This window comes from Sphingomonas sp. Leaf357, from assembly GCF_001423845.1.
GTDB lineage: Bacteria > Pseudomonadota > Alphaproteobacteria > Sphingomonadales > Sphingomonadaceae > Sphingomonas.
In genome coordinates this window covers 2,057,753-2,084,117 of sequence record NZ_LMPM01000001.1, presented here as the reverse complement: position 1 = coordinate 2,084,117, position 26,365 = coordinate 2,057,753, and the positions used below count along the sequence as shown (strand labels likewise).

Annotated in this window: 25 protein-coding genes; 6 read left to right on the top strand and 19 right to left on the bottom strand. The window is 65.7% G+C overall.

The genetic code is table 11. From position 1 onward, the window contains the following. Positions 1–141: 141 nt before the first annotated feature. From addB to ahcY, 6 genes are all read right to left on the bottom strand, one after another. A complete protein-coding gene (addB, locus tag ASG11_RS09770) occupies positions 142–3,117 on the bottom strand; it encodes a double-strand break repair protein AddB (RefSeq protein ID WP_055778352.1) in 2,976 nt (991 codons plus the stop codon). Continuing rightward, positions 3,110–3,868 carry a nucleotidyltransferase family protein gene (locus ASG11_RS09765; RefSeq protein ID WP_055778349.1) on the bottom strand — a complete coding sequence of 253 codons (759 nt, stop codon included), beginning with the start codon at positions 3,866–3,868 and terminating at the stop codon, positions 3,110–3,112. The genes addB and ASG11_RS09765 overlap by 8 nt, the downstream gene beginning before the upstream one ends. Further along, positions 3,865–4,830, bottom strand: coding sequence for an aminoglycoside phosphotransferase family protein (locus ASG11_RS09760; RefSeq protein ID WP_201781304.1), 966 nt, complete (start codon positions 4,828–4,830; stop codon positions 3,865–3,867). The genes ASG11_RS09765 and ASG11_RS09760 overlap by 4 nt, the downstream gene beginning before the upstream one ends. Further along, complete coding sequence (tsaE, locus tag ASG11_RS09755; protein ID WP_236697446.1) at positions 4,827–5,261, bottom strand: tRNA (adenosine(37)-N6)-threonylcarbamoyltransferase complex ATPase subunit type 1 TsaE; 435 nt, start codon at positions 5,259–5,261, stop codon at positions 4,827–4,829. Before tsaE ends, ASG11_RS09760 begins: the two co-directional genes overlap by 4 nt. Before the next feature lie 17 nt (positions 5,262–5,278). Next, entirely contained in the window at positions 5,279–7,573 is a 2,295-nt protein-coding gene (locus ASG11_RS09750) for a PAS domain-containing sensor histidine kinase (protein WP_055780658.1), read from the bottom strand. A 445-nt stretch (positions 7,574–8,018) separates the two neighbouring features. Continuing rightward, positions 8,019–9,440 (bottom strand): adenosylhomocysteinase, encoded by a 1,422-nt coding sequence (ahcY, locus tag ASG11_RS09745; protein ID WP_055778345.1) that lies wholly within the window; start codon positions 9,438–9,440, stop codon positions 8,019–8,021. Between the two features lie 193 nt (positions 9,441–9,633). Between ahcY and ASG11_RS09740 the strand changes: the two genes are divergently transcribed. Continuing rightward, entirely contained in the window at positions 9,634–10,650 is a 1,017-nt protein-coding gene (locus ASG11_RS09740; protein WP_055778342.1) for a phosphatase PAP2 family protein, read from the top strand. Here ASG11_RS09740 and ASG11_RS09735 read toward each other — a convergent pair. Next, complete coding sequence (locus tag ASG11_RS09735) at positions 10,647–11,207, bottom strand: YqgE/AlgH family protein (RefSeq protein WP_055778340.1); 561 nt, start codon at positions 11,205–11,207, stop codon at positions 10,647–10,649. The two genes, ASG11_RS09740 and ASG11_RS09735, sit on opposite strands and share 4 nt — an antisense overlap. A gap of 119 nt (positions 11,208–11,326) precedes the next feature. Between ASG11_RS09735 and ASG11_RS09730 the strand changes: the two genes are divergently transcribed. From ASG11_RS09730 to ASG11_RS09715, 4 genes are all read left to right on the top strand, one after another. Beyond that, positions 11,327–11,806 (top strand): peroxiredoxin, encoded by a 480-nt coding sequence (locus tag ASG11_RS09730; RefSeq protein WP_055778337.1) that lies wholly within the window; start codon positions 11,327–11,329, stop codon positions 11,804–11,806. A 103-nt stretch (positions 11,807–11,909) separates the two neighbouring features. Then, positions 11,910–12,218 carry a hypothetical protein gene (locus tag ASG11_RS09725; RefSeq protein ID WP_055778334.1) on the top strand — a complete coding sequence of 103 codons (309 nt, stop codon included), beginning with the start codon at positions 11,910–11,912 and terminating at the stop codon, positions 12,216–12,218. Between the two features lie 264 nt (positions 12,219–12,482). Next, the gene (locus tag ASG11_RS09720) at positions 12,483–13,934 is read left to right on the top strand and encodes an AMP nucleosidase (protein ID WP_055778331.1); all 1,452 of its coding nucleotides are present in this window, start codon (positions 12,483–12,485) and stop codon (positions 13,932–13,934) included. Positions 13,935–14,010: 76 nt separating this feature from the next. After that, complete coding sequence (locus ASG11_RS09715; protein ID WP_055778328.1) at positions 14,011–14,499, top strand: hypothetical protein; 489 nt, start codon at positions 14,011–14,013, stop codon at positions 14,497–14,499. 148 nt (positions 14,500–14,647) lie between these two features. On the opposite strand, the gene ASG11_RS09710 is transcribed toward ASG11_RS09715, so the two are convergent. From ASG11_RS09710 to ASG11_RS09670, 9 genes are read right to left on the bottom strand one after another with little or no spacing between them, the layout of a single operon-like run. Next, the gene (locus ASG11_RS09710) at positions 14,648–15,382 is read right to left on the bottom strand and encodes an SIMPL domain-containing protein (protein ID WP_168371722.1); all 735 of its coding nucleotides are present in this window, start codon (positions 15,380–15,382) and stop codon (positions 14,648–14,650) included. A gap of 2 nt (positions 15,383–15,384) precedes the next feature. Continuing rightward, positions 15,385–17,196, bottom strand: coding sequence for a M2 family metallopeptidase (locus ASG11_RS09705; RefSeq protein WP_055778322.1), 1,812 nt, complete (start codon positions 17,194–17,196; stop codon positions 15,385–15,387). A gap of 56 nt (positions 17,197–17,252) precedes the next feature. After that, positions 17,253–18,026, bottom strand: coding sequence for an alpha/beta fold hydrolase (locus ASG11_RS09700; RefSeq protein WP_055778320.1), 774 nt, complete (start codon positions 18,024–18,026; stop codon positions 17,253–17,255). Further along, complete coding sequence (locus ASG11_RS09695) at positions 18,007–18,441, bottom strand: GFA family protein (protein ID WP_443024480.1); 435 nt, start codon at positions 18,439–18,441, stop codon at positions 18,007–18,009. The genes ASG11_RS09700 and ASG11_RS09695 overlap by 20 nt, the downstream gene beginning before the upstream one ends. A 36-nt stretch (positions 18,442–18,477) precedes the next feature. Beyond that, a complete protein-coding gene (locus ASG11_RS09690) occupies positions 18,478–18,915 on the bottom strand; it encodes a GFA family protein (RefSeq protein ID WP_055778312.1) in 438 nt (145 codons plus the stop codon). Then, positions 18,912–19,337: a type II toxin-antitoxin system VapC family toxin gene (locus ASG11_RS09685; RefSeq protein WP_055778309.1), complete on the bottom strand. Its 426-nt coding sequence runs from the start codon at positions 19,335–19,337 to the stop codon at positions 18,912–18,914. Before ASG11_RS09685 ends, ASG11_RS09690 begins: the two co-directional genes overlap by 4 nt. Continuing rightward, positions 19,334–19,594, bottom strand: coding sequence for a FitA-like ribbon-helix-helix domain-containing protein (locus ASG11_RS09680; RefSeq protein ID WP_055778306.1), 261 nt, complete (start codon positions 19,592–19,594; stop codon positions 19,334–19,336). Before ASG11_RS09680 ends, ASG11_RS09685 begins: the two co-directional genes overlap by 4 nt. 27 nt (positions 19,595–19,621) lie before the next feature. Continuing rightward, the gene (locus ASG11_RS09675) at positions 19,622–20,212 is read right to left on the bottom strand and encodes a DUF2238 domain-containing protein (RefSeq protein ID WP_055778303.1); all 591 of its coding nucleotides are present in this window, start codon (positions 20,210–20,212) and stop codon (positions 19,622–19,624) included. 55 nt (positions 20,213–20,267) lie between these two features. After that, positions 20,268–21,296, bottom strand: coding sequence for an aspartate-semialdehyde dehydrogenase (locus tag ASG11_RS09670; protein WP_055778301.1), 1,029 nt, complete (start codon positions 21,294–21,296; stop codon positions 20,268–20,270). A gap of 323 nt (positions 21,297–21,619) precedes the next feature. Here ASG11_RS09670 and ASG11_RS09665 point away from each other — a divergent pair, with 323 nt between their 5' ends. After that, the gene (locus tag ASG11_RS09665) at positions 21,620–22,018 is read left to right on the top strand and encodes a putative quinol monooxygenase (RefSeq protein ID WP_055778297.1); all 399 of its coding nucleotides are present in this window, start codon (positions 21,620–21,622) and stop codon (positions 22,016–22,018) included. Between the two features lie 45 nt (positions 22,019–22,063). Here ASG11_RS09665 and ASG11_RS09660 read toward each other — a convergent pair whose 3' ends face one another. The 3 genes from ASG11_RS09660 to ASG11_RS09650 all read right to left on the bottom strand — a co-directional run bounded on the left by ASG11_RS09660 (position 22,064) and on the right by ASG11_RS09650 (position 26,298). Next, positions 22,064–22,714, bottom strand: a complete 651-nt coding sequence (locus tag ASG11_RS09660; RefSeq protein WP_236697445.1) for a PEPxxWA-CTERM sorting domain-containing protein — start codon at positions 22,712–22,714, stop codon at positions 22,064–22,066. Between the two features lie 388 nt (positions 22,715–23,102). Then, the gene (locus ASG11_RS09655) at positions 23,103–24,698 is read right to left on the bottom strand and encodes an isocitrate lyase (RefSeq protein WP_055778292.1); all 1,596 of its coding nucleotides are present in this window, start codon (positions 24,696–24,698) and stop codon (positions 23,103–23,105) included. 148 nt (positions 24,699–24,846) lie between these two features. After that, complete coding sequence (locus ASG11_RS09650; protein ID WP_082472692.1) at positions 24,847–26,298, bottom strand: S41 family peptidase; 1,452 nt, start codon at positions 26,296–26,298, stop codon at positions 24,847–24,849. Between the last annotated feature and the right edge of the window lie 67 nt (positions 26,299–26,365).

Here is a 26,365-nt window from a genome sequence, read left to right as displayed (position 1 = left end):
GAAGGGGTTTCGCTTTGCCCAACAGGGCGATCACACTTCGTCTCCGATCGATGTTCGCCGAACGCCGTTCCCAAATCCAACATCTTCGCGCCTTCGCGCCTTCGCGCGAGCAAATCTCCTTTTTGCGCGCAGGCGCACGCTCTACCGCTCACGGCCATACCATTCGTCGCGGCGCATCAGCTGGTCGTATTCGGCATAGGGCGCATATTCGGGATGCAGCTTGGCGGTGAACGGCGCGTCGCCGGTCAGCCATTCGCGCACCGCTTCGACAAAGTGATGCGCGGCGGTGGCGGTGAAGTCGGACGTGACGATGCGGTCGCGCTTGCCCTCTGGATCTACCGGCGAGGTGACGTAACCGAACCCGTCTCCCTTGCGTCCCAGCGACCAATATTCGAACGCCGTCGCCGTGCCCGAAATGCCCTCATATCCGCCGCGTTCCGCGATCAGCCCGAGCAAGCCGAGTTGCAGGCTGAACCCCGCGCGCAACGCCGCAGCGGAGGGGGGCTGCCCGGTCTTGTAATCGATCACCGCCAGGCCGCCCTCAGCCATGCGATCGATCCGGTCGAACTTGCCCGTCAGGGTCACGCCGGCGATCTCGATCCGGCCCTCCTGCTCCACCGCCAGCACTTTGCGCCCGGTCTCCAGCCCCTCGATGATCCGGCCCGCGATCCAATCGATCGCCTCCATCAAACGCGGCTGCCACAAAGCGCGCATCATCGGATGCGTGCGCTCGTCCGCCAGCATGCGCAGCGCGCGTGGGCGCAGCGATGCAGGATCGCAATCGTCCTCGCGCGCCCATGCCTCCAGCACGTCGTGCACCGCCGTCCCACGCCACGTCGCGCTCGGATCGGCATCGACCGGATCGAGCGCCGCCAGCCGTAATATGCGCTTGGCGTAGAAGGCATACGGATCGGCCTTCAGGCGATCGACATCCGTCACCGCGATCCGCTTGGGACGAAGTTCGGCCGGCGGCACCGGCGCAGGCTGCGGCTCGAGCGCGTAGTCACCCGGCGTATCCAGCGCGCGCGTCCAGGCTTCGAGCGCGCGCGCGCGCTCGAAGCGCTCACCCGCCAGTGCCTGCAAGCGCAGCCAGAAACGCGAGGCGATGGCGGGCGACTTCGCGTCGCGTCGCGCGCGCGTCATCAGCGCGGTAGGTGCGCCCAGCGCTCCGGACAGATCATGCGCCGATACGCCGACGCGACGCTCCAACCCCGGCAAGCCGAGTTCACTGCGGATCCGCGGCGCAAGCCACGGATCGGGCGCCGGCTGGCCCGGCCATGTGCCTTCGTTCAGGCCGCCGAGGATCATCAGATCGGCGGTCTGCAAACGCGCCTCGATCAGGCCGTAGATCGCCAGACGCGGATGCCCGCCCTGCGGCGGCCGAACGGCGATCTCATCCATCAAGGTCTTCAGCAACGGGGCGAGACTGTCCGGTTCGACCAGAGCCGGCCCCGCCGCCGCCTGCACTTCCAGATCAGACAGCAACTCCGCCGCCGCACGCCCCGCCGGCCCGGCCCAAAGTTCGTCGCCGCACAACGCCTGCGCCGTCTCGCGCAACGCCGCGATCATCGCAGGCAAAGGCTGCGCCCCGCCGGCGAACAGCGCCTCGACCGGGGCGAGCAAGACGCGTGCTTCCGGCCACCACGCGGCGGCTTCGGCGCGGCGCTTCACTTCCCGCTCCGGCGCTGCGCAGAGATGAGCGTCGACCCCCGCCAACCCGACCGCCGGCCTCGGCCCGCGAAGCACCCGGTCAAGACTTCGCACGCCGTCCAGCCATGCCGTCCGCCCCGCTCCGCTCCGCACCAACGGATGCTTCAGCAATGCCAGCAACCCGAGCGGCGCGAACCTCTGCACCGCCGCTTCGGCCAAAGCGGTCAGCAACGTGCCCGGCGGAAGAATGGACAACGGCCGGCCGGCGGTGTCGTCGATTTCGATATTCCAGCGCTGCATATGCGCCGCCACCCGCCGCGCCAGCGCGCGATCCGGAGTGACAAGTGCCGCAGTTTTACCGGTATTCTCGAGCGCCTGCCGAAGCGACAGGGCGATCGCCTGCGCCTCCTCGGCCGGCGTCGCCAGTTCGGCCGCAACGATACCCGACAAGCGCCGCTGGTCGGCATCCAGCGTCGTCCACTTGCCGGTGAAATCCGCCGGGGCCAGCGCGTTCGCCACCGCCCGGCTGCGTGCCAGCGTCGCATCCGCCCCGCCGCTGCCGCCGCGCCACACATCCACCTCGGCGCGGTTCACGCTCATCCGGTCGAGCAGCAGCTTCAGATGGAATTGCGGGTGCGTTTCGATGCTGCGCTTGCGCCGCCCGGTCACCGGATCGGCGACGTGCGGCCCCAGCGCCGCCCATTCCCGCTCGTCCATCTCGGTCGCCAGATCGGCGAGCACAACCATCCCCTCGGGCAATTCCGCCACGCGGCGCAGCAGGCGTGCCACCGCCGGCGCGCTATCGGTGATGCCCGCCGCGCAGACGAAGCCGGCGGGTGCAGCGGACTTCCACCGCTCCGTCAGGCGGTCGAGCAGCATCGATCGCCGCGTCGCCAGATCGATCCGCTTGAGCCGCGCAAGTTCGCCCGGCCAGCGATCCAGCACGATGCCGAACAGCGCGAGCGATTTTTGCCAATGGCTCGACAATTCCTCGGTCAGTTCCAGTTCGCGCAGGCGGCTCGGAGGCACCTCCTCGACCAGCAACTGGTCCAGCGTGCGGACCAGTTCACCCGCCAGTCGCACCGCCTCCGCCGCATCGACCGGCTGCCCGGCCTTGGCGCGTTCCTCGGACACGAGCCGCGCGAGGATCATGCGCCGCTGCAAGGGCGGCACGGCGGGCGGCACGGGATCGCGCTCGTCGGCGGGATCGATCGCCGCGCCGGCCGCTTCGTCCAGTTCGGGGTCGCCGATCGCCACCAGCCGGGGCAGCAGCAGCCCGCCGTCGCTTGCCCGCACGAACGCGTCGGTCACCGCGCGTTTCGCGCGATTGTTCGGCAGCAGCACCAAACCACGCGCGAGGCGCATTCGGTCCCCGCCCGCGCGCCGGATCAGCCCGGCAGCGAGCGCATCAGCGAACGCGCGGTGGGCAGGGATCGTGTAAAGCGAGGGCTTGCGGCCCTCAGCCATCCGCCATCAACGCTTCGGCGTGCGTGATCGCGCCGGGCGTGCCGACATCGAACCACAGTCCCTGATGCACGAGGCCGTACGCCCGGCCGGCGGCGATCGCGCGTTCCCAGAACAGCATCGTCGAGAACGGCCCTTCCGGCCAGTCCGCGATGACGCGCGGGGAGAGGATCTGCACGCCGGTATAGACGAACGGCGCCGGCTTGCCCGGCAGGCGTCGCCCGACGATCTTGCCGTCGGGATCGAGCCGGAAGTCGCCCTGCCCGCCATGGCAATGCGCACGCGCCAGCGGGACCATCAGCAGCAGCGCATCCATCGTCTCGTCATTCCATCGCGCCGCCAGCGCGCGGATCGCATCGGTCGGCCCGTCGAGCCACAGATTGTCAGAATTGACGACGAGGAACGGTTTGCCGTCCTGCATCAGTGTTGCGCGCGCCTTGACGATCCCGCCGCCGGTTTCCAGCAACTCGCCGCGTTCGTCGGAAACGACCACGTCGATGCCCTTTACCCGGTGCACCAGATGCGCTTCGAGCGCGTCGGCCAGATAATGCACGTTGACCACCGCACGCTTTACGCCCGAACTGCGCAGCCGGTCGAACACATGATCGATCAGCGCCTTGCCACCGACTTCGACCAGCGGCTTGGGTCGCGTCGCCGTCAACGGCCGCATCCGCTTGCCGAGGCCGGCCGCCATCACCATCGCCGTCTCCGGCACGTCACCGCCGGGATCGGGCCGGATCGCGAGCGTCTTCATGCCGCGATCAGCATCGGGTCGCCGCGCTTGTCAGCGGGAATATTGGCATCGAACCACGCCTTCACCGGAGCAAGCGCGGGATGCGCCAGATCCCGCTCCAGATAGCGCCACACGCGCGGGCAGAGCGTCGGATACCGCGTCTTTCCGTCGCGCTTCCACAGCCGTGTAAAGATGCCGATGATCTTCGCGTTCCTCTGCGCCCCGAGTACGTGATAGGCGGCGTCGAACGCCCCGCCCTCACCGGTTATTTGCTTGTAGCGCTCCAGCATGACAGCTTCGAGTTCGGGCGGGACATCGCGCCGCGCGTCCTGCAGCAGCGACACGAGATCATAGGCCGGATGGCCCGCCAACGCATCCTGGAAGTCGAGCAACCCGAGCGTGCCGTCCCCGATCAGCATGAGATTCTCGGCATGATAATCCCGTAGCACGCGGACTTTCACGCCGGCCAGAACGACGTCGAACACCGCATCCCACGCGGCGTCGTACCCCGCCTGATCCGGCATGATCCCGATGGCGGGGCAATACCACTCGGTCAGCAGATCGGCCTCGCGATGCAGCACGGCAGCATCGTAAGCGGGGACATCGCCTGCCTCGTGGCCCCGCAACCGGATCAGGATATCGATGGCATTCTCGTACAATGCGGTCGACCCGTCCGGTGCGTCGTTCACCGTCTCGCACATGCGTACATCGCCGAAATCGTCGATCAGCACGAGCCCTTGATCGAGATCGACACCGTGGATCGCGGGGGCGGCAAAGCCACGCTCGACCAGCCACTGGGCGATCGCAATGAACGGCCGCGGGTCTTCGTGCGGTGGCGGCGCATCCATCAGGATCGCGCTGCGCTCACCTGAAACGGCACGAAAATACCGCCGGAACGACGCATCGCCTGCGACCGGCAGGATATCGGCCCCGGCCCAGCCGTGCCGGGCAAGAAAATCGGCCGCGCCGGCGGGAGGGATCATGTCTGCTGCCATCGCGCCTTCCATGCCGCCGGCACCTGCGCTGTCAAGGCGCGAGTCCCGTCGGGCAGGATCTCCAGCGACAAAGCGAGTGCATCGGGCCAATGGTCCGGTGCTCGCTCCGGCCATTCGACGATCAGCGCCGAGTCGGCCAAAGCCTCGTCCAGGCCGAGCTCCTCCATCTCCGCCAGATCCTCGATCCGGTAGAGATCAACGTGCAGCACGGACAGGCGAACTTCGGGCGGAGCGTATGGCTGCACGATCGCGAAGCTGGGCGAAGGCGCCTCGCCGACGAGGCCGAGCGCAGCGAGCAAGCCCCGCGCGATGCTTGTCTTACCCGCGCCGAGTTGCCCGGCGAGCGTGATGACGTCGCCCGCCGCGATCAACCCGGCCAGCCGCGCGCCAAGCGCTTCGGTTGCCTCAGCATCGTTCAAATTGCGAACCGCATCTATCACCGGCGCGGCAGTTCCACGGTGATCAGGGTGCCCTCGCCCGGCTCGGACAGCAACTGGATCGTCCCGCCATGCGCCTCGACAAATTGCTTGGCGAGCGGCAGGCCGAGGCCGAATTCCTCGCCACGCACCGCGCCTCCCTGCGCGAAGCGATCGAAGGCGCGCGCCACCGCCGCGGGCGTCATCCCCGCGCCGTCGTCCGATACCACGATCCGCGCTGCCGCCGCCGTGCCATCGGTGTGCAGAAGGATGCGGCCGCCTTCGGGGGTTCCGGTGACCGCATGCTTCAACAGATGTTCGATCACCTGGCGCAACCGCTCCGCATCGCCCTTGATACTACCGGTCGAGGGCTGGATCTCGACCGCGAAATCCTGTTTCTTGCGCTTCGCCACCGTGGCCGAGGCATCCGCCGCCACGCGCGCGATGCGCTCCAGATCGACGTCGAGCATTTCCAGCGGTGGCGTCTTGCCCTCGTTCTGCGTCAGGTCGAGCACCTCGTCGACCAGCATGCCGAGCCGCCCGACCGATTCCAGGATCGCATCGACATAGGAATCGCCCGCCTTGCTCAGCTTGCCGGCATAGCCTTCGCTCAGCATCTCGGCGAAGCCGCTGATCGAGGTGAGCGGGGTACGCAATTCGTAGCTCATATTGGCGACGAACGCGGTCTTTACTTGGTCTGCCGCTTCGAGTGCCTCGTTGCGGTCGCGCAGCGCGCGTTCGATCCGCCGGCTGTCGGAGATGTCGAGCATCGTGAACAGCCCGTTCCCGTCGGGCAGCGGAACCGCGGCGAATTCGAAATGCCGCCCGTCGGCGAACGCCACCCGCCCGGCGCGCTGCTGCCGATCGACCGTCGCGGCGCGCACAAGATCGCCGATCAGCCGTGCCCGCGCCGGATTGGACAGCTTGGCAGCCGCCGCCTCTGACAAAGCATCGACGCGCGGGTGAGTCGACAGGAACTCCTCGTCGAAGCCCCACAGCGCGCGGAACTTGTTGTTCCAGATCTGCAGCCGCCCGTCTGCGGCGAACACGCCCAGCGCCTCGTACAGATTGTCGAAGGTGGCCGTCCGGACGCGCAGCAGCGTATCGCGCGCCGACGCCAACTGCACCTGTTCGGTGCGATCCTCGAAGATCAACAGCAGGCCACCATCGGGCAGAGGCTGCGCCACCACGCGCAGATGCACACCGCCCGGCAGGTGCCAATTCTCCTCAATCGCGCCGCCGGTCGCCACGAACCAGTCGCGCCGCTCCGCCTTCCAGCCGGGAAAGTCCCGCACCTCGGGCAGGCGATTGGCCTCGCGCATGCGTTCCAGAACGCGGTCGAACTCCGGACGATCGGACAGCCATTCGCTCTTCATCGCGAACAGGCGCTGGAACGGCTGGTTGCTGAAGATCAGCGTGCGGTCGGCGGCGAACTGGACCACGCCGGCGGAGAGCCGATCGAGCATCGCGCGCTGCGCATCTCCGAAGCGCTTGATGCCGCTGCGCGCCTGCTCCAGTTCCTCGATATCGACCGCGAAGCCCGCTACCCCGCCGCCGGGCAACGGCACGTCGTGCACGCGCAGCATGCGACGCGCGCCGCGGATCGTCGCCGGCATCGCCTGCATTTGCGGGTGATCGGTATCGCGCGCCAGCACCGCACTGGCCAGCGGGCCGCCCACGCCCGAACCCTCGACCAATTCGACTCCGCGCCGCACCACATCCTCGGCATCCACGCCCTCGACCGCCGCGACATAGGCCGAATTGACCATCGCCAGCCGCAGGTCGGCTCCGCGATACCACATCGGCAGGGGTGCGGCTTCGATCAGGCCGGTCAGCGCATCGAATGCGGCATGCGCCTCGGCACCCTCGTTAGCCAGCCGCGCGATCTCGGCCTGGCTGGCGGTCGCGTCGAACACCCACAGCACCACCCCGCCCGGCGCCGCCAGATCGCGCGGCGCACGGCTGCCGTGGATCATCAACGAGCGCTGCGATCCCTGCGACTGGACTGCCCGGGTGAACGGCCGCCCGGCCTTCTGAGCGGCCGCCACATCCTCGGCCAGCGATGCGGCATCCTCCGCGGTCAGCCCGGTCGTCCCGGTCGACAGGTCCGCGAGATAGCCCGGAGGGGGCGACAGCCCGAGCCAGTCGGCGAGCCGATCCGGCAATTCGAGCCGGCCGTCGGCGCGGACCACCATCGCCAGCGCCGGCGCGGACCCGACCAGCGCCTCCAGTCGGGCATTGGCGGCGATCGCGGCGGTCGCGCCGCGCTGCGCCCGCAATCCGAGATACAGCGCCCACATCGCCAGGGCGATCATGACCGCCAGCACGACGCCGCCCAGTACCGGCGCGAGGTCACCACTCACGACGAGCCGTCCGGAAGATCGAGCGGGGTACAGCAACGCAATTGCATGACTACCCTTTAAGCCGGTGTTTGCCCGCGGGGGAAGCGGCTATTGTTTATCGGAAGATTGAGAGTTCTGACCTACGCCGCAGACGCGAGTTTTCCTTCCAAGGCCAAACCTAGTCAGCGAGGCGTCCAACCGAAGCCGATCAGGAATTCGCTCGACGACAATCGCGCGTGACACGATCGTGAACTTGGAAACAGACCGGCTCTTAGATCGGAAAACGCAGGAACACTTGCCGGCGCGAACAGCGATCGCGCCGATCCCAACGGTCGGTAGTCGCACGGCGATCGCGCAAAAAAGAAGGGGCCACGGATCGCTCCGCAGCCCCTCTTTTTCCATTAGCCGAAGCCGCCGATCAGTAGCGGTAGTGATCCGGCTTGAACGGGCCTTCCACCGGCACGCCGATATAGCCGGCCTGCTTGGCGGTGAGCTGCGACAGCTTCACGCCGAGCTTTTCGAGGTGCAGCGCGGCGACCTTTTCGTCGAGATGCTTCGGCAGGACGTACACCTCGTTCTTGTACTTCTCGCCGGCCGTCCAGAGCTCGATCTGCGCCAGCGTCTGGTTGGTGAACGATGCCGACATCACGAACGACGGATGGCCGGTCGCGCAACCCAGGTTCACCAGGCGGCCCTTGGCGAGGATGATGATCTGCTTGCCGTCGGGGAACTTCACCAGATCGGTGCCCGGCTTCACTTCGGTCCATTCGTAGTTCGACAGAGCGGCGATCTGGATTTCGCTGTCGAAGTGACCGATGTTGCAGACGATCGACATCGGTTTCATCGCCTTCATGTGATCGGCGGTGATGACGTCGGCATTTCCGGTCGCCGTGCAGAAGATGTCCGCGCGGGTCACGGCCTCTTCCATCGTCACGACCTCGAAGCCTTCCATCGCGGCCTGCAACGCGCAGATCGGATCGACTTCGGTGACCATCACGCGGGCGCCGCCGTTGCGGAGCGACTGGGCCGACCCCTTGCCGACGTCACCGAAACCGGCGACGCAGGCGACCTTGCCGGCGAGCATCACGTCGGTGGCGCGACGGATCGCGTCGACCAGAGATTCTTTGCAGCCGTAGAGATTGTCGAACTTCGACTTGGTGACCGAGTCGTTGACGTTGATCGCCGGGAAGGGAAGCTCGCCCTTCTTCGCAATCTCGTACAGGCGGTGCACGCCGGTGGTGGTCTCTTCCGAAACACCCTTCAGGTTCTTGACCGTCTCGGTCAGATAGCCAGGATACTTGGCGACGAACGCCTTGAGTGCGCGCTGAAACTCGACTTCCTCGTCATTTTCCGGCTCGCCCAAGGTCGCGCCGGCTTCGAGCTTGGCGCCCCAGAGTGCGAACATCGTCGCGTCGCCGCCATCGTCGAGGATGATGTTGGCGGTCTGGCCGTCGGTGTCAGCACCCCAGTTGAAGATGTCGCCGACATAATCCCAATAATCGGCCAGGCTCTCGCCCTTGATCGCGAACACCGGCACGCCGGTGGCGGCGATGGCGGCGGCGGCGTGATCCTGGGTCGAGAAGATGTTGCAGGTCGCCCAGCGCACGTCGGCACCCAGGGCGGTCAGCGTTTCGATCAGCACGGCGGTCTGGATCGTCATGTGCAACGAACCCGTGATGCGCGCGCCCTTCAGCGGCTGCGACGGGCCGAACTCGCTGCGCAGGCTCATCAGGCCGGGCATCTCGGTTTCGGCGATGTTGATCTCCGCGCGGCCGAAGTCGGCGAGCGAGATGTCGGCAACGACATAGTCTTTGGTTTTGGCGTCAAGGACGGTAGCCACGGGATATCTCCGGAAGGTGTCAAAGTTGGCGCGCTCTTAGCCCCTGCGGCGCTCCGGATCAAATATAAAGATGTCTTTATATGTTGCACGAAAGCAGCACCGTCCACGTAACAAATCCGTAGCATCGACGCGCGGTTCAGCATGCCGTAAGGGCGGCCCTGTTCAACCATGTCGGTCGAATAAGGTAAAGCTTATGTCCCCACCGCTCGGCGGTACATCCTCGGACCCGGTCAATCGCCCGCACGCATTCCTGTCCGACATCGTAATTCCGGCACCCAGAACCGCGGTTCGACCGTCACGGGCCAATCGCGGCATTCCGGCGGTGTGGATCGCGTGCGGCCTGTTCGCGACGTTCGCCATCCTCGCGCTGATGATGCAGCGCGCCGGACTGGCGGTGGACCCTTGGGGCCGCAGCACCCTGCCCTTCTACGTCGTCGGCGCGGTCGCGGTCGCGGCGCGCATGCTGCTGCCCGGAAGCGCCTGGCGTCACGCCCGAACGGCTGCCGACGGTGCCGAATATTACGGCATCTTCATCGCGATCGCGCTGATGGGCGCGATCTCCTGCTATCCCGTCTCGGCGCTGACGCACGGCTATGCCGATGCCAAGCTGCAGGCGGTGGATGCGCTGCTGCATTTCGACTGGCTCGCCTGGTACACCACCGTCGCGGCCAGCCCGACGCTGCAGATCCTGGGCACCGCCGCCTATCGCAGCATCTTCATCACGCCCGCCGTCCTGCTGGCGTATTACGCGGTCACCGCGCAGCGTGCCGAGGCGCACCGTTTCATCTTCACCTTCTGGCTGGCCGCGATCATCACGCTGAGCCTGTTCGCGTTCATGCCGGCGGTCGGCCCGTTCTCGTATCTGTGGCATGCCGCGATCCCGTACATGCCGGAGAGCGAACTATGGCAGCCGGACCTGATCCCGCAACTGCGCGCGCACACCGTGCATGTCGTGGATCTCGGGCAATTGCGCGGGCTGGTCTCCGCGCCCAGCTTCCACGCCTGTGCCGGAACGCTCTACGCCGCCGCGGCGTGGCGCGTGGCGCGGTTGCGCTGGCCGCTGATCGCCGTGAACGGCGCGATGCTGTTGTCCACCCCGGTCGAGGGGACGCATTATCTGTCGGATATCCTGCTCGGCATGTCGGTCGCCGTCGCCGCATTGCTGATCGTGCACCACGGTCTGGCCGCGATCCAACGCCGCGCGGCTTAAGCCGTCCCGGCAGCACTCGCCAACAAGCGCGAATCCACACCCGCCTCGGCGAACCCGCGACCCCAGCGGTCCGCCGCCGGCGTGTCATAGAGCAGCCCGAGATCGCCGCCGACGTTGAACCAGCCGTGCCGGGTGAGTTCCTCGTCGAGCTGCCCCTCGCCCCAGCCGGCATAGCCCAAGGCCACGACGAAGCGGCGCGGCCCGGTGCCCGCCGCGATCGCTCGGAGCACGTCCACCGTGCCGGACAGGGCCCAGCGCCCCGCGACGTCGAGAGTGTCCTGCCCCGACCAGTCGGTGGAATGCACGACGAAACCACGCCTCGGCTCCACCGGGCCACCCAGATGCACCGGGGCATCGGGCGCGACACCGGGATCGATCTCGAACTGTGCCAGCAGCGTGTGCAGCCCCAGCCCCGAGATCACCTCGCCCAAGCCGATGCCGATCGCGCCATTGCCGTCATGCGCGCATATCGCGATCGCCGCGCGTTCGAAGCGCGGATCGCCGATGCCGGGCATGGCGAGCAGGAATTGCCCGGTCAGATATCGCGCGCTGTCCATAACTTAGCGTCTTAGCCGCCCGGATGCGCCCTCGCCATGCTTGAAATCAGTTCGGCTCCATACGAGATGTGTGCCGGACGCCGCGCAGCCCTTGCGCCGCGCAAAGGAGAATTTTTCACATGACCATCGGCGTCGGCGACAAGATCCCCAGCACCACGATCACCAAGGTGACCGAAAGCGGCCCGGAACAGGTCAGCTCGGAAGACTATTTCGCCGGCCGCAAGGTCGCACTCGTGGCGGTGCCCGGCGCCTTCACCCCGACCTGCTCGGCCCGCCACCTGCCCGGCTTCGTCGACAAGGCCAGCGAGCTCAAGGCCAAGGGCGTGGACGAGATCGCCTTCACCTCGGTCAACGACGCCTTCGTGATGGGCGCCTGGGGCAAGGCCAGCGACGCCGGCGAGATCACCATGCTCGCCGACGGCAATGCCGATTTCGCCAAGGCCGTGGGCCTGACCTTCGACGGATCGAAGTTCGGCATGGGCGAGCGTAGCCAGCGTTATTCCATGATCGTCAACGACGGCGTCGTCGAACAGCTGCACGTCGAGGCTCCGGGCGAGTTCAACGTGTCGTCGGCCGAATATCTGCTCGGCGAACTCTAAGTCGTGACGCTCCGTGCCTGCGCCCGAATGCGGCGCGGGCACGGAACGGCGCGCGCGGTGTTGCGTTGTCGAAACGATACCCAGCACTGAAAGGAACCTCGTTATGACCGACGCAGCCGATACCGCAGACAAGATCGCCGACACCGTCAAGGATGCCGCCAAGGACGCCGGCCTCGAGAAATCGATTTTCGATCAGGCACAGGAAGCCGTAACCGCCGCGATCGAAAGCGCGACCAAGTCGGTCACCGCCGCCTTCGACACCGCGCTGGAAGCCGCCAAGGAAAACCCCAAGACCGCCGCTGCGATCGCCGCAGGTGCCGCCGCCGCCGTCGCGGGTGCCGCGTTCGGGGTGAGCAAGCTGCTCGAAGACGACAAGCCTGCCGCGAAGAAGCCGGGGCCGAAAAAAGGTTAAGATCCAGCTCGCCGTCACCTTGGACTGGTTCCGAGGTCCACCGCGCCGCGAACCCGGCATTCACACCGTGTTCGTATCGAAAGGCGCTTGGTGGACCCCGGAACCAGTCCGGGGTGACGATTTCGGTCTGAGAAAACCGCTATCAAGAACTTTCAAAGCCGGATACCCATCCGTTCGAATTCCGGACTGATGCAAGCGAGCTAGTGACGCGGCAAACTACACCCCTGTCTTGCCACCGTAACGATCCTGCCTTAGCGACAGCAGATGACAAACGCCGCCGCCATCGTTGCCGAACTCGACTCCCTCTATCGCGCCTCGGTCGACCGCCTGCAGGCCGCGCTCACCGCCTATATCGCCGATGGCACGATCCCCGATCCGGCAGCGCGCCGTGACGGCAGCTTCGCCTATCCCGAGATCCGCCTGATCTATCGCGGCGGCAGCGACCGGCCCGCGCCGATGCGATCGTTCGGCCGCCTGGTCACCGAGGGCGAATACAAGATCAGCGTCACCAAGCCCGCGATCTTCGCCGATTACCTGATCGAACAGCTGACCCTGTTGATCGAGGATTACGACGTCGAGGTCGAGGCGGTCGCCGGTCGCCAGGAAATTCCCTTTCCGTATGTGATCGATCCCGGCCATGCGCTCAGCCTGGACGAGATATCCGCCTCGGATCTGGCGCGTTTCTTCCCGGCGACCGAGCTCGCCCATATCGGCGACGAGATCGCCGACGGCCTGTGGGTGGCGAGCGACGATACGCAGCCGCTCGCGTTGTTCGACGGGCTGCGCACCGATTTCAGCCTAGCGCGCCTGCGCCATTACATGGGCACGCCGGCGGAGCATGCGCAGCGCTACGTGCTGTTCACCAATTATCATCGCTATGTCGACGAGTTCGTCCGCTGGGCGGCGAGCCAGCTCGGTCCGGACGCGGACGGCAATCCCAGTCGCTTTACCGGACTTTCTGGTGCGGGCGGGATCATGATCCACGCCGGCGACGATGCCGACAAGATCGTGAGCGACAGCGCATGGCGTCGCCACCAGATGCCGGCCTATCATCTGATGGCCGCGGACGGCACCGGCATCACGCTCGTCAATATCGGCGTGGGGCCCTCCAACGCGAAGACGATCACCGATCATCTCGCGGTGCTGCGGCCCGAGGCGTGGCTGATGATCGGCCATTGCGGCGGCCTGCGCCCGAGCCAGCGGATCGGCGATTACGTCCTCGCGCATGCCTATCTGCGCGACGATCATGTGCTGGACGATGTGCTGCCGCCCGAAATCCCGGTGCCGGCCATCGCCGAAGTGCAGGTCGCGATGGCGCGCGCGGCGGAGACGATCTCCGGCCAGTCGGGCGAGGAACTGAAGCGCCGCCTGCGCACCGGCACGATCGTGACGACCGACGATCGCAACTGGGAGCTGCGCTACTCGCGCTCGGCGCTGCGCTTCTCGCTCAGCCGCGCGGTTGGCATCGACATGGAATCCGCGACGATCGCCGCGCAGGGTTATCGCTTCCGCGTCCCCTATGGCACGCTGCTGTGCGTGTCGGACAAGCCACTGCACGGCGAACTGAAGCTGCCCGGCCAGGCCAACCGCTTCTACGAGCGCGCGATCAACGAACATATGCGCATCGGCATCGAGACCTGCGAGGAACTGCGCCGCGAGGGTGAGAAGCTCCACAGTCGCAAGCTGCGCGCTTTCAACGAGCCGCCTTTCCGGTAAGACGAATCCGCGTGGCAGGGAAACCCGAAGCGAGTTATGCGTTACCCTAGCGCAACGATTTCAGGAGTCCCTCGCGATGGCCACCCCGCCGAAGAAGCCGACCGACGGCACGACCAAGCCACCCGCCCCGCGTAAACCCGCCACGCCGCGCAAGACGACGGTGCGCAAGACCGCCGCGACGAGCACCGCCAAGCCGGCTGCACGCAAGGCTCCGGCGGCGCGCAAACCAGCCACGACGGCAGCAGCCGCCAAGCCGACGACCGCACCAAAGACCGCCGCCAAGCGCGCGACCGTGACCGCGACGAACAAGTCGGCCACGGCCAAGGCCTTCACGACCGCCAAGGCGGCCGTTACCGGGGACAACAGCAAATGGGGCATCGCGGCATTGGTCGGCACGGTCGGCGCCGCGCTCACCGCCGGGATCCTTGCGCTCCGGGGCAGCACGCCGGCGAACGACGACTTCGCCAAACCGAACAAGGGCAAGACGGCACATCAGGCCGACGGCAGCGATTCGAGCAAGTCGTTCGAGGCCGGGATCGCCGATGAGGGTACGATCCCGGAATAAGCGCATTCCCATCTTTGCGGTTCCCCGGCGAAGGCCGGGGCCCAGTCGGGAAACGACAATGATCTTGCATTGCGCGACGTAAATCCGGCCGTCGCGACTGGGCCCCGCCCTCCGCCGGGGAAGCGCAGTTTAGGGCATCCCCTTCACATCACCGCCCTTCCAGCCGGAACGACACCGTGAGCGTGACATCAGTCACGACCTTGTCGCTCGGGCCGGCCCCGGCCAGACCGATCGTTCGCATGATCTGGCCCATGAAATCGAGCGAGCCCCAATCCTGCCGCTCGCTGATCCCGGTCAACGTCGCCGTCCCGAACCCGAGTGGCGCGCCGTAAGCTTCGGCCTCCACCCGCGCCTTTGCCAAAGCCTGTTGCTTGGCAGACCGCTTGGCCGCCGTTTCGTCGAGCAGAACCGGGATCGCCTTGTCGGATGGCTTGGCGTCCGCCGCCTTCAACGCCGCGATCGCGCGTGATGCGGTGGCGGCATCGCGTGCGTCGAACGACAGCGGCGCACTCGCGCCGACCTTGGCCGCGGGCTTGTCCTTGGCTTTCTCATCGGCGGCAGCGGACAGCATGTCGTCCAGCCCCGATTTGTTGCACTCGCTCGCACCCCGCCCGGCCGACATCGCGCCCATCATGCTCGCGAAGGACAGCTTTTCGCCCGCGACCGCCGCCGGGGTCACGCGCATCCCGCTCATCGTCCTGGTGATCGCGGCCGTCTTCTGCGCGAGCAAAGCATCCGCCTCGGCCTGCGTCGCCGCGCAGGCCAGAACGCTGCCCGAGATGCGGTAGCGATCGGCCGGCGTCTCGACATGGCCGGACGCGACGATCTCCACCGTCACCGGAGTCCCGCTGGCTCCGGTGAGCAAGGCTGCCGCTATCGACACCATCACCATCCCGTGGGTTTCCCTTTATTCTGCTGGTCGAGCCATGCCTTCAGCGGCGCGAAATATGCCACCATCGCCTTGCCGGACATTTCCCGGCTGCCGGTGAACGCCTGCAGGGCGTCCGGCCAGGGTTTGGACTGCCCCATTTCCAGCATCGCGTTCAGCTTCTCGCCGACCGCCTTGTTGCCGTAGAACGAGCAGCGATGCAGCGGGCCCTTCCAGCCCGCCTGCTTGCAGGCCGCCTGATAGAATTGGAACTGCAACAGGCGTGCGAGAAAGTAGCGCGTGTACGGCACGCTGGCCGGCACGTGATATTTGGCACCCGGATCGAACTTCGTCTCGTCGCGTGCGACCGGCGGGGCGATACCCTGATACTTCAGGCGCAGATCGTTCCAGCCCTTCTCGTATCCGGTCGCCGGGATCTCGCCCGAAAACACGCCCCAGCGCCATTTGTCGATCAACAGCCCAAACGGCAGGAACGCCACCTTGTCCATCGCCTGACGCAGGAGCAGGCCGATATCCTTGTCCGCGCTCGGCACCTTCGCCTTGTCGAGCAGGCCGATCTGCACGAGATAGTCAGGCGTGATCGACAGCGCGACGAAATCGCCGATCGCCTCGTGGAAGCCGTCGTTCGCGCCGTTCAGGTACAGCATCGGCTGCTTCTGATAGGCGCGCTGGTAATAATTGTGGCCGAGTTCGTGGTGGATCGTGACGAAATCGTCGCCGTTCACCTTCGTGCACATCTTGATGCGGACGTCGTTCTTGTTGTCGAGATCCCAGGCCGAGGCGTGGCAGATCACCTCGCGATCGGCCGGCTTGGTGATCTGCGACCGTTCCCAGAACGTCGTCGGCAAGGGTGCGAAGCCGAGCGAGGAATAGAACCCCTCGCCGGTCTTCACCATCTTCAGCGGATCATAGCCCTTCGCCTTGAGCAGATCGGTGGTGTCGAAGCCGAGATCGCCCGCGCCCTTCGGTGCGACGATGTCATAGATATTGCCCCATTCCTGCGCCCACATGTTGCCGAGCAGGTCGCTGCGGATCGGCCCGGTCTTGGGCTGCACCGCGTCGCCATATTTCTCGTTGAGCTTCCAGCGGACATAGGTGTGGAGCGATTTGTAGAGCGGCTCGACCTCGATCCAGAGCTTGTCGGTCAGCTTGGCGAAGTCCTCCGGGCTCATGTCGTAGCCCGATCGCCACATCGACCCGACATCCTTGTAGCCGAGTTCGGCCGTGCCCTTATTGGCGATCTCAACCGTCTTGGCGTAATCGGCCCGCATCGGTGCGCCGACATTGTCGTGCCAGCTGACCCACATCTCCTTCAGCTTGGCCGGATCGCGCTCGGTGCCCATCGCCGCCTCGATATCGCTGCCGTTGATCGGCTTGCCGTCGAGCGTACCTTTGCCCTTGCCGTAGGAGGACGACATCTTCGTCACCAGCGTGGAGAGTTCGGTCGCCGCGCCGGGGGTGGTCGGCGCGGGCAAGGTGATGCCGCCACGCAGCAGATCGAGCTTGCGCCGCGTGTCGGGCGCGAGGCCGGCGACCTTGTCGTACTTCGCCGCCTCCAGCGCGAGCTTGACCGAGAGTTCGGTGCCTTCCGCATTGATGCGCGCGGCCATCGCGTCGGTATCGTCGGTGATGTAGGTCGCGTTGACCCAGTTCACCTGGCTCGACTGGATCGAGAAATCGTAGAGCGTCTTCTCGGACTGCGCGACGAAGGCGTCGGCCGCCGCTGCGGTGGGTGCGCTCTGGGCGAACGCCGGAACCGCGGCCAGCGCCAACGACAGTGCCACGATCGAAATGCCGGTGCGGATCATGTATGTCCCTTGGGAAATTGGAGATATCCGCAGAGTGTCCCTCCGCCGTCGCTCGGTCAAGCGGCGAGGAAGTCGGCGATCTCCCGGCCCAATTCGGGCTTCACCACGGCGCTCATATGCCCGCCCGGTACGGCGCGATACTGGCCATGCGGCAGCAGATCGGCCAATTCCGGCGCCGGGCCGTTATCCTCATCCTCCTCGCCCGAAACGACCAGTACCGGCTGCCGGATCGCGGCAATCTGCGCCTCGGGCGTATCGACGAACGTGTCGAGCACGCGTACCAGCGCCTCGGGATCGCCATTCGTCGTCTTCAGGAACGCCTCGGTCAGCCATTCCGGCGTGCCGCGTTCGAAGCTGCCAAGATTGGTCAGGATGCGGCGGAAATAGCTGCCCCGCCCTTCGGTGTCGGTCAGCCCGCGCAGCCCCATGCCGGACAGAACGACGCGCTTCGGCGCGACGCCGTTGGCAAGCATCCGCACCGTGGTGCGCGCGCCGAGCGAATATCCGCCGAGATCGTAATCGGTGAGGCCAAGATGGTCGATCAACGCCATGTTATCGCGCATCAGCACGTCCGGCGGATAGCTCGCCGCATCATGCGGGCGGGCGCTGTCGCCGTGCCCGCGCAGGTCCGGCATGATCACGCGAAAGCCCCTCTCCGCCACCGCCGCGGCATGACCGTAGCGGATCCAGTTGGTCTGGGCGTTGGAGAAATAGCCGTGAATCAGGACGACCGGACGCCCCCCTCCCGACTTCGGGCCCAGTTCGCGCCACGCGATGCGCGCGCCATCGAAGCTGTCGAAATATTGCGGTTCAATCGGGGAGTTTGCCAACGGCTTTGATCCAGCGGTCACGAGTGGAGGGATTTTCATCGACCCGCGTAGCAGGCAGGCCGCGCGTGTCGAGCCAGTCCTCGTGCCAGGTTTCCGGCGAGAAATGGTGCGTCGGCTTGAAGCGATACGGCGCGTCGAAACTGCCGACCGTCAGGTCGAGATGGTCGCTGCCCTCGAGAAATTCGAACGTCAGCGGCGTGCCGCATGCGGAGCAGAAACCGCGCTCGGCGATCGGCGACGATCGGTACCGATCCGGCTCGCGGTCCCACTGGAGATCGGCGCGCTTCATGCTGCGGAACGCGATCGATACGCCGCCGGTGGCGCGCTGACACATGCGGCAATGGCAGAGATAGGCGTCGTCGCTGTCCACCTCGGCGCGATAGCGGATGCGGCCGCACTGGCAGCCGCCGGTCATCTCGGTCATGGCACGCTCCTCGACATGCTATATATTTCAGCGCGAAAACAGCCGCACGATCGCCTCGGGCGGCGCGGCTTCCTCATAAGATTCCGCGCCTTCGGGCAATCGCACCCAGGGCTGTTTACGCTTGACCCAGATGTGCAACGGCACGTCCAGTTCGTCGCTGCGATCGAGCGAGCCGGCACGAACCACGGCGATGCCGGCGCGCATCGTATTGGTGTTGTACAGCCGGACATGACACACGCCGCACATGCGCTGATGCGACTGCGAGCCGCTCGGCGACTGGAACACATAGTCCACGACCGGGCCGGTGACGGCGATCGCGCTTTCCATCACCAGCACCTGTTCCGAAAACGCGCTGCCCGACCAGGTCTGGCAGGTGCGGCAGTGGCAGGCATAGGCCTTGGGCAGCGCCCCCAGCGCCAGCGTGTAGCGGCATGCGCCGCAATGGCATCCGCCGGTGATGGTCATGGCCCCTCATCCTTCAGGAACTCGACATAGTCGGCAAAACCGCCTTGGCTGGCGTTCTCCACAAATCTTTTATCAGCAGTCAGCACCCTGACCTGTTCGACCTGCGCCAGCGCCAGATACAGACAGTCGTAAATCGGGTGCCGAAGATCGTATGACAATGCGAGCGCCGCGGACATCAGCAAGCTTGCAGGATAGGTTCGATCGACGATCTTCGCCAACGCGTCGACACCTGCGTCGGCCGCCTTCCGATCGAGCTCCCCGGCCTTGACTTTCTTCCAGAGCGCATGTGCCGTTTCGAGCGCCATCCAGTCTGGTGCGACGATCTCGGTTGCATCGGCGACACGGCCTAATGCGGCCTCGCTGCCAGCCTCACGACTGACCAGCTTAACCGCAACGCTCGCGTCGAGAACGATCCCCGTCAATCCGAAAACCCATATCCCTTGTCGCGCATCTCGCGGATGATCGCGGTACTGTCGCTCTGCGTGACGCCCGGCGGAGTCATGGCCTGCACCTCACGTAAAAGCGCAATCAGTTCTTCCTTGGACAAACGCCGCTTGGGCCGAGCACGAAGGAGTCCGTCCCGCAATTCCGCTTCGAGCGACCGCCCATGCTCCTTTGCCACGCGCCGGTAATCGTCCAGCAGCGCATCATCGAGATTGCGGATCAGCACCTGTCCCATATCGGAATGATAGCATCATGCTATCAATCACTCAATCCGCCTCCGCGTGCCCAGCCATCCGATCGACACGCACGCCCCGAAGATGGCGACCGCCATGTCCTTCTGCGCGTCCCAGATGTCACCCTGCTGGCCGTTATAGTCGTCGGCCATATCGGGGGCGAGGACGAGGGTGAGCAGCCATTCGAAGATTTCGTACAGCGCGCTGACGCCGCAGACGAACAGGAAGGCGATCCACAGAGCCAGTCTCGGGCCAACGCCGGCATAACGTCGCATCGCCTCCGCCACCGGGGGCACCGCGAGCAAACCGAACGCCAGATGCACCAGCCGATCGAAATCATTGCGCGTCCAGCCCATCGCCGCATCGATCGAATGGCCGGTCAGAGCCAGCGCCCAATCGTCATAGGGCACGTTCGAATAGGTGTAGCGCCCGGCCAGCGTGTGCAGCGCGAAGAAGCCGGCGATCGCCGCGACCGCCCCGTTCGACAGCGGCCAGCGCCGCAGCAGCCATGGCGACGCGAGCAGCAGCGCAAGCGTCGGGATATGCTGTAGCGGCGCGATCTCCGGGAAGGGCTGCCACAGGTTCGCCAGCAGCACCGCCACCGCCAGCGCGCGGATCATCCGCCGCTGGGGGAGCGGAACCTCCTGCCAGCGGCGGCGATACGCGCCGATCAGATCACGCCGCCTTCTGCAGGTGCCGCCGGCCGAGCAGTTCGGCGATCTGCACCGCGTTCAGCGCCGCGCCCTTGCGCAGATTGTCCGATACGCACCACAGGTTGAGCCCGTTCTCGATCGTCGAATCCTCGCGCACGCGGCTGATGAAGGTCGCGAATTCGCCGACGCATTCGATCGGCGTGATGTACCCGCCATCCTCGCGCTTGTCGTAGAGCATGATACCCGGTGCCTCGCGCAGGATATCCTGCGCCTGTTGCGCCGAGATTTCCTTCTCGAATTCGATGTTGATCGCCTCCGAATGGCCGACGAACACCGGCACGCGCACGCACGTCGCGGTCACCTTGATCTTGGCGTCGAGGATCTTCTTGGTCTCGACCACCATCTTCCATTCTTCCTTGGTCGATCCGTCGTCCAGGAAGCTGTCGATGTGCGGGATCACGTTGAAGGCGATCTGCTTGGTAAACTTCTTGGGCTCGGCGCTGTCGCCGACGAAGATGTTGCGGCTCTGTTCGAACAGCTCGTCCATGCCCTGCTTGCCCGCGCCCGAGACCGACTGATAGGTCGAGACGACGACGCGCTTGATCCTGGCGAAATCATGCAGCGGCTTCAGCGCGACGACCATCTGCGCGGTCGAGCAGTTCGGATTGGCGATGATGTTGCGCGCTTTGTAGCCGTCGATCGCCTCCGGGTTCACCTCGGGCACGATCAGGGGCACGTCCGGGTCCATGCGGTAGAGCGACGAATTGTCGATCACCGTGCAGCCCGCCGCCGCCGCGATCGGCGCGTATTTGGCGGTCGCCTCGGATCCGATCGCGAACAGCGCCATATCCCAGCCGTTCCAGTCGAAATGCTCGATATTCTGGACCTTGAACTGCTTGCCCGTGTCGCCGTAATCGACCGACAGACCCTGGCTGCGCGAGGAGGCGACGACCGCGATCTCGTCGGCCGGGAATTCCCGCTCCGCCAGGATGTTGAGCATCTCGCGCCCGACATTGCCGGTCGCGCCCGCGACGACGATTCTATAGCCCATGATCGTATTCCCGTATTCAGTGTCGCCGCGCGCGATAGCAGAACCGTGCGTGTGGGGAAGATAGGATTGCTATCCGGCGGATCGCCGAAGTTCACACAAGGTCACGCGGTTTCGGCCTTTCGGTGCGGCGTGGCCAAACGCCAGCCGGCAAGGATCTGAGGCAAGCATGCGCATGACGTCACGGTGCCATTGTCGGCCGTGTGTAGGACAGCGGATTATGATCTTCGGCGCTTTTTTCGAAAGGCCCGCCTGGCACCCCCTCTCCAGGCCGGCTTGCCAGCGCGCGGACGGCATGCTCCGTTGCGCATCGGATAAAAGAGAGGATGACCGAAATGGACACCGACCAGCCGGACACGAGCCGTCGTACGATCCTGTCGCTCGCCGCCGTCGCCGCCGTCTTTCCCTGGGCGAGCGTGGCGCAGACGGTGGACGGCACCGTCTATGTCATCGCCGAACTGATCGCGAAACCGGGCAAGGACGCGACCGTGCGCGCCGCGCTCATCGCATTCGCGCGGCGCGCGCCGAAGGAGGCCGGCTGCATCTCGTATCACCTGCACGAGGATGTCGCCGTGCCGGGCCGCTTCCTCACCTACGAGGTGTGGCGGGACAAGGCCGCGATCGAGGCGCATTTCCAGGCCCCGGCGATGAAGGCCGCGGGGCCGGCGCTGGCGAAGCTGCTGGCCAAGCCGCTCGGCGTTACGAGCATGAAGTTGCTGGTCTGAGGGCGGTCCTGCCCGCCGCCGTTCGGGCGAAGGGCAGCGCGACCTTCAGATCGCGAACGCCACGCGCGACACCTTGGCACGCCGACGCATCGCCGCCCCGACGACGCCGAAGCCGAGGATCATCATGCCCCAGGTCGCCGGCTCGGGCACCGCGCCGGAGACGAACTGGAACACCAATTTGTCATATCCGGTGCTGGTATACATGCCGTTGATCGAATAGCCGCCCGCGCCGTTGACCGTATGGATGCACATGCTGCCGTTCGCCGGGCCGATACCGCACTGATATTTGGTCAGGCTCTGGCCAGCGCCGACAAAGCCCCACGACCAATTGTCGGCGTTGAACCAGTTGGTGCCGTTCGCCAGATGGAACACGCCGTTATTGGCCGCGCCGGTATCGAACAGCACATCGGCGCGCGGAGCCTGCGCCAGAGCGAGCAAGGTGTCGCTGCCCGTCACCCGGCCCGCGAGCATCAGGCGATCGCCGGTGCAGTTCGAGATCGCCGCCGCCGCGCTGTTGCCGATGGCACTGCCCATGCTCGCCGAATAGCACAGCGACCAGCCGCCGCCCGTGACGGTGGACAGCGCCACATTGGTCTGTGGGCCGACCGGCAGATAGTCGGCGGCCATCGCCGGTGCGGCGGCGAGCGTGATGGTCGCGGCGAACGTGGTCGCGAGCAGCGTCTTGATCGTGTTCATCATAATCCCCTTTTGCAATTCCTCGATCGACGGATGCCGTGTTCGGCATTTCCGTCGCTTCCGAAGAGTTGATCGCGCTGTAACGGATGCCATCGCGGCGGGCGCGGTGTATTTCTTACAATTTTCACGCTGTGTCAGACTGATACGAATGATAGTTAATATAATCTTATCGGGCGGGGGGGCGTTGCCGCCGGGCTGGACCGACGCAAAAAGCCCGGGGCTTTCGCTCCGGGCTTTCGCATCCTCTCCCAAGGATGGCGCGCGGTTCTGGCCGCTGCGTGTCTTGCGGGGCGCCGCGGCAAGGCCGCGTCGTCGGACGGCGACCCCGAAGGGCCGCCGCCGGCCCGGCGTGTGCGTCTCAGGTGCAGCTACGCTGCATCTGTGCGCATCACGCCGCGAACTGGTTCATCGTGTTGTGCGCGCCGCCGGCCTTCAATGCCGCTTCGCCCGCGAAATACTCCTTATGATCGTCGCCCAGATCGGAGCCCGACATGTTCTGGTGCTTCACGCAGGCGATGCCCTCGCGGATCTCCTTGCGCTGCACGCCCTTGACGTAGCCGAGCATGCCCTGGTCGCCGAAATATTCCTTGGCCAGATTGTCGGTCGACAGTGCCGCGGTGTGATAGGTCGGCAGCGTGATCAGGTGATGGAAGATGCCGGCCCGCGCCGCCGCATCCTTCTGGAAGGTGCGGATGCGCTCGTCGGCCTCGTCGGCCAGTTCGGTGCCGTCATAATCGACCGACATCAGCCGCGCGCGATCGAAGGCCGAGACGTCCTTGCCCGCTTCCGCCCACGCATCATAGACTTGCTGGCGGAAGTTGAGCGTCCAGTTGAAGCTCGGGCTGTTGTTGTAGACCAGCTTCGCGTTGGGCACGACCTCGCGAATGCGATCGACCATGCCGGCGATCTGCTCGATATGCGGCTTCTCGGTCTCGATCCACAGCAGGTCGGCACCGTTCTGAAGCGAGGCGATGCAATCCATCACGCAGCGGTCGGCGCCGGTGCCTTCACGGAACTGGAACAGGTTCGACGGCAGACGCTTCGGGCGCAGCAACTTGCCGTCGCGATTGAGGATCAAGTCGCCATTCTTTGCGGTGGCGGGATCGATCTCCTCGCAATCGAGATAGCTGTTATATTGATCGCCGAGATCGCCCGGGGTGGTGCTGACCGCAATCTGCTTGGTCAGGCCGGCGCCCAGCGAATCCGTGCGCGTGACGATGATGCCGTCCTCGACGCCGAGTTCCAGGAAAGCGTAGCGGCAGGCGCGGACCTTTGCGAGGAAGTCCTCGTGCGGCACGGTAACCTTGCCGTCCTGATGGCCGCACTGCTTCTCGTCGGACACCTGATTCTCGATCTGCAGCGCGCAGGCACCGGCCTCGATCATCTTCCGGGCGAGCAGGTACGTCGCCTCGGCATTGCCGAAGCCAGCGTCGATATCGGCGATGATCGGCACGACGTGCGTCTGGTGGTTCTCGATCGCGTTGAGCAGGCGCGCCGCCTCGATCTCGTTGCCGCCGTCGCGGGCATGATCGAGATCGCGGAACATCATGCCCAGTTCGCGCGCATCGGCCTGGCGCAGGAAGGTGTAGAGTTCCTCGATCAGCGCCGGAACGCTGGTCTTCTCGTGCATCGACTGGTCCGGCAGCGGGCCGAACTCGCTGCGCAAAGCGGCGACCATCCAGCCCGACAGATACAGGTAACGGCGATCGGTGGTGCCGAAATGCTTCTTGATGCTGATCATCTTCTGCTGGCCGATGAACCCGTGCCAGCAGCCCAGCGACTGGGTGTAATTGGCGGGATCGAGATCATAAGCCGCCATGTCCTTGCGCATGATCGCCGCGGTGTAGCGCGCGATATCGAGCCCGGTCTGGAAGCGGTTCTGCAGGCGCATGCGGGCGACCGCCTCGGCATCGATTCCGTCCCAGGTGCCGTTATAGCTGCGGATCAGGTCCGTCGTCTGCGCGATATGGGTCTGGTAGGTCATGGCTCGATTCCTGCTGTGTAGATGCAGGCTGAATGCGACAGATTTACACGACGCTCCAGCAGTCATGGCGGTAGCACGGGGTGTTCTTGTGCAGACCGAGGGCGTCAACCCTGTTACGGTGTAAATGATTTACACTAGAGCTATGTATTCAAAACGCGCCGGGCACCTCGCGCTGAACCGTGCTCGGCCGATCGGGCGACAGCAGTTCGAGCTTGCGCTGCGTGGTCGCATTCAGCGCCTGGGCCGATTGGGCTGACGAGGAAATCGGTGTGCAACTTCGTCCGGCGAGGAAGTCGAGCGCCTGGCGGGTCGAGCCCTCCTGCGCATCGCCCATCGGTCTGCTCAGATCGTCGGGCGCCTGGCAGCTCGCCTCCACCGTGCCGACCAGACCATCATAATATTCGCCCTGTCGCGCGGCATTCTGCAGCGAGAAAGCGATGACGCGCAGCCGGTCGTCGCAGGCGGTATTGTCCCGCGCGATCTGCCCCACCGGCTTACCGAAGGTGTTCGTGCCGATCAGCGCGCCGTTCGCGTGGAGGTAGGGGATCATCGCCGCGATCACGAGTTCGCTGGCCGAGGCGCTGCCGCCGGTGCCGATGAACGCGACCTTCATCGGCGCGATCGATTGCGGCTGCGGTGAGAAGGTCCGCGTCGTGTTGTTGGCGGATTTCTCGCTGCGATAGGTGACGTAATCGAACACGTCGGACGTCGACCGGTTGGCGCCGAGCAGGTCGCCCATCAATTCCGCGATCGAGATCAGGCCGCCGCCATTATAGCGCAGGTCGACGATCACGTTGGTGACGCCCTGCGCACGGAATTGCGCGAAGGCGTCGCGCAAGGCCGGATCGGCGGTGCTGATGAAGGTGCGCAGATTGACATAGCCGACCTTCCGTCCGCCATCGTCGATCACCTTCGCGCCATAACGGGAGGACACCGGCGTCAGGCTGTACTCCGCCTTGGTGACGGAGACGTCGCGAGTGACGCCACCGGTCACCACGCGCAGCAGTCGCGTGGTGCCGGCGGTGCTCGGCCCCAGCGCGTCGGTGACGGCGGGGGAGCCGCCGGCGGCGATGATCGAGCTGACCGTGCGCAGATCGCTCGTGCCGGTACCGATCGCCAGGATCTCGGTGCCGCGATCGATTCCCGCCGCCAAGGCCGGCGCACCCTCGAACGCTTCCGAAATGTATGCGCGCTGCGCCGGCGTGTCGATCGAGAGGCGCACGCCGAACCCGGCGCTGGACCCGGAATTGTAGAACGCAGTCTCCTCGGCGATCGAGGTGAGATAGGTGAAATAGCGATCCTTGCGCTGCGCCCGCGCCGTGGCCGTCAGCGCATCGATATAATCGCCGACGGTCGTGTAGGGCGTCGGATCGAGGTTCGCGGGCAGCGTATCGGGAAAGAGATACCATTCGCGCATCTGCCCGGCGACCCAATCCTGCCGATTGCGCAGCGAACATCCCGCAGTTGTCGTCGGCGTCGGTGTCGGTGTCGGCGAAGCGCCGGTCGCCGTGCCGGTCGACCCGCCGGATCCGCCACCCCCGCCGCAAGCGGACACGGTGGCGGCCAAGGCGAGCAGACTGGCGATCGGGCGGCGGGTCATGCGTTTCTCTCTGCTATGCCAATCGTTTAGCCGAAACCGACGGCCTTGTCGCGGACTCACGATCCAG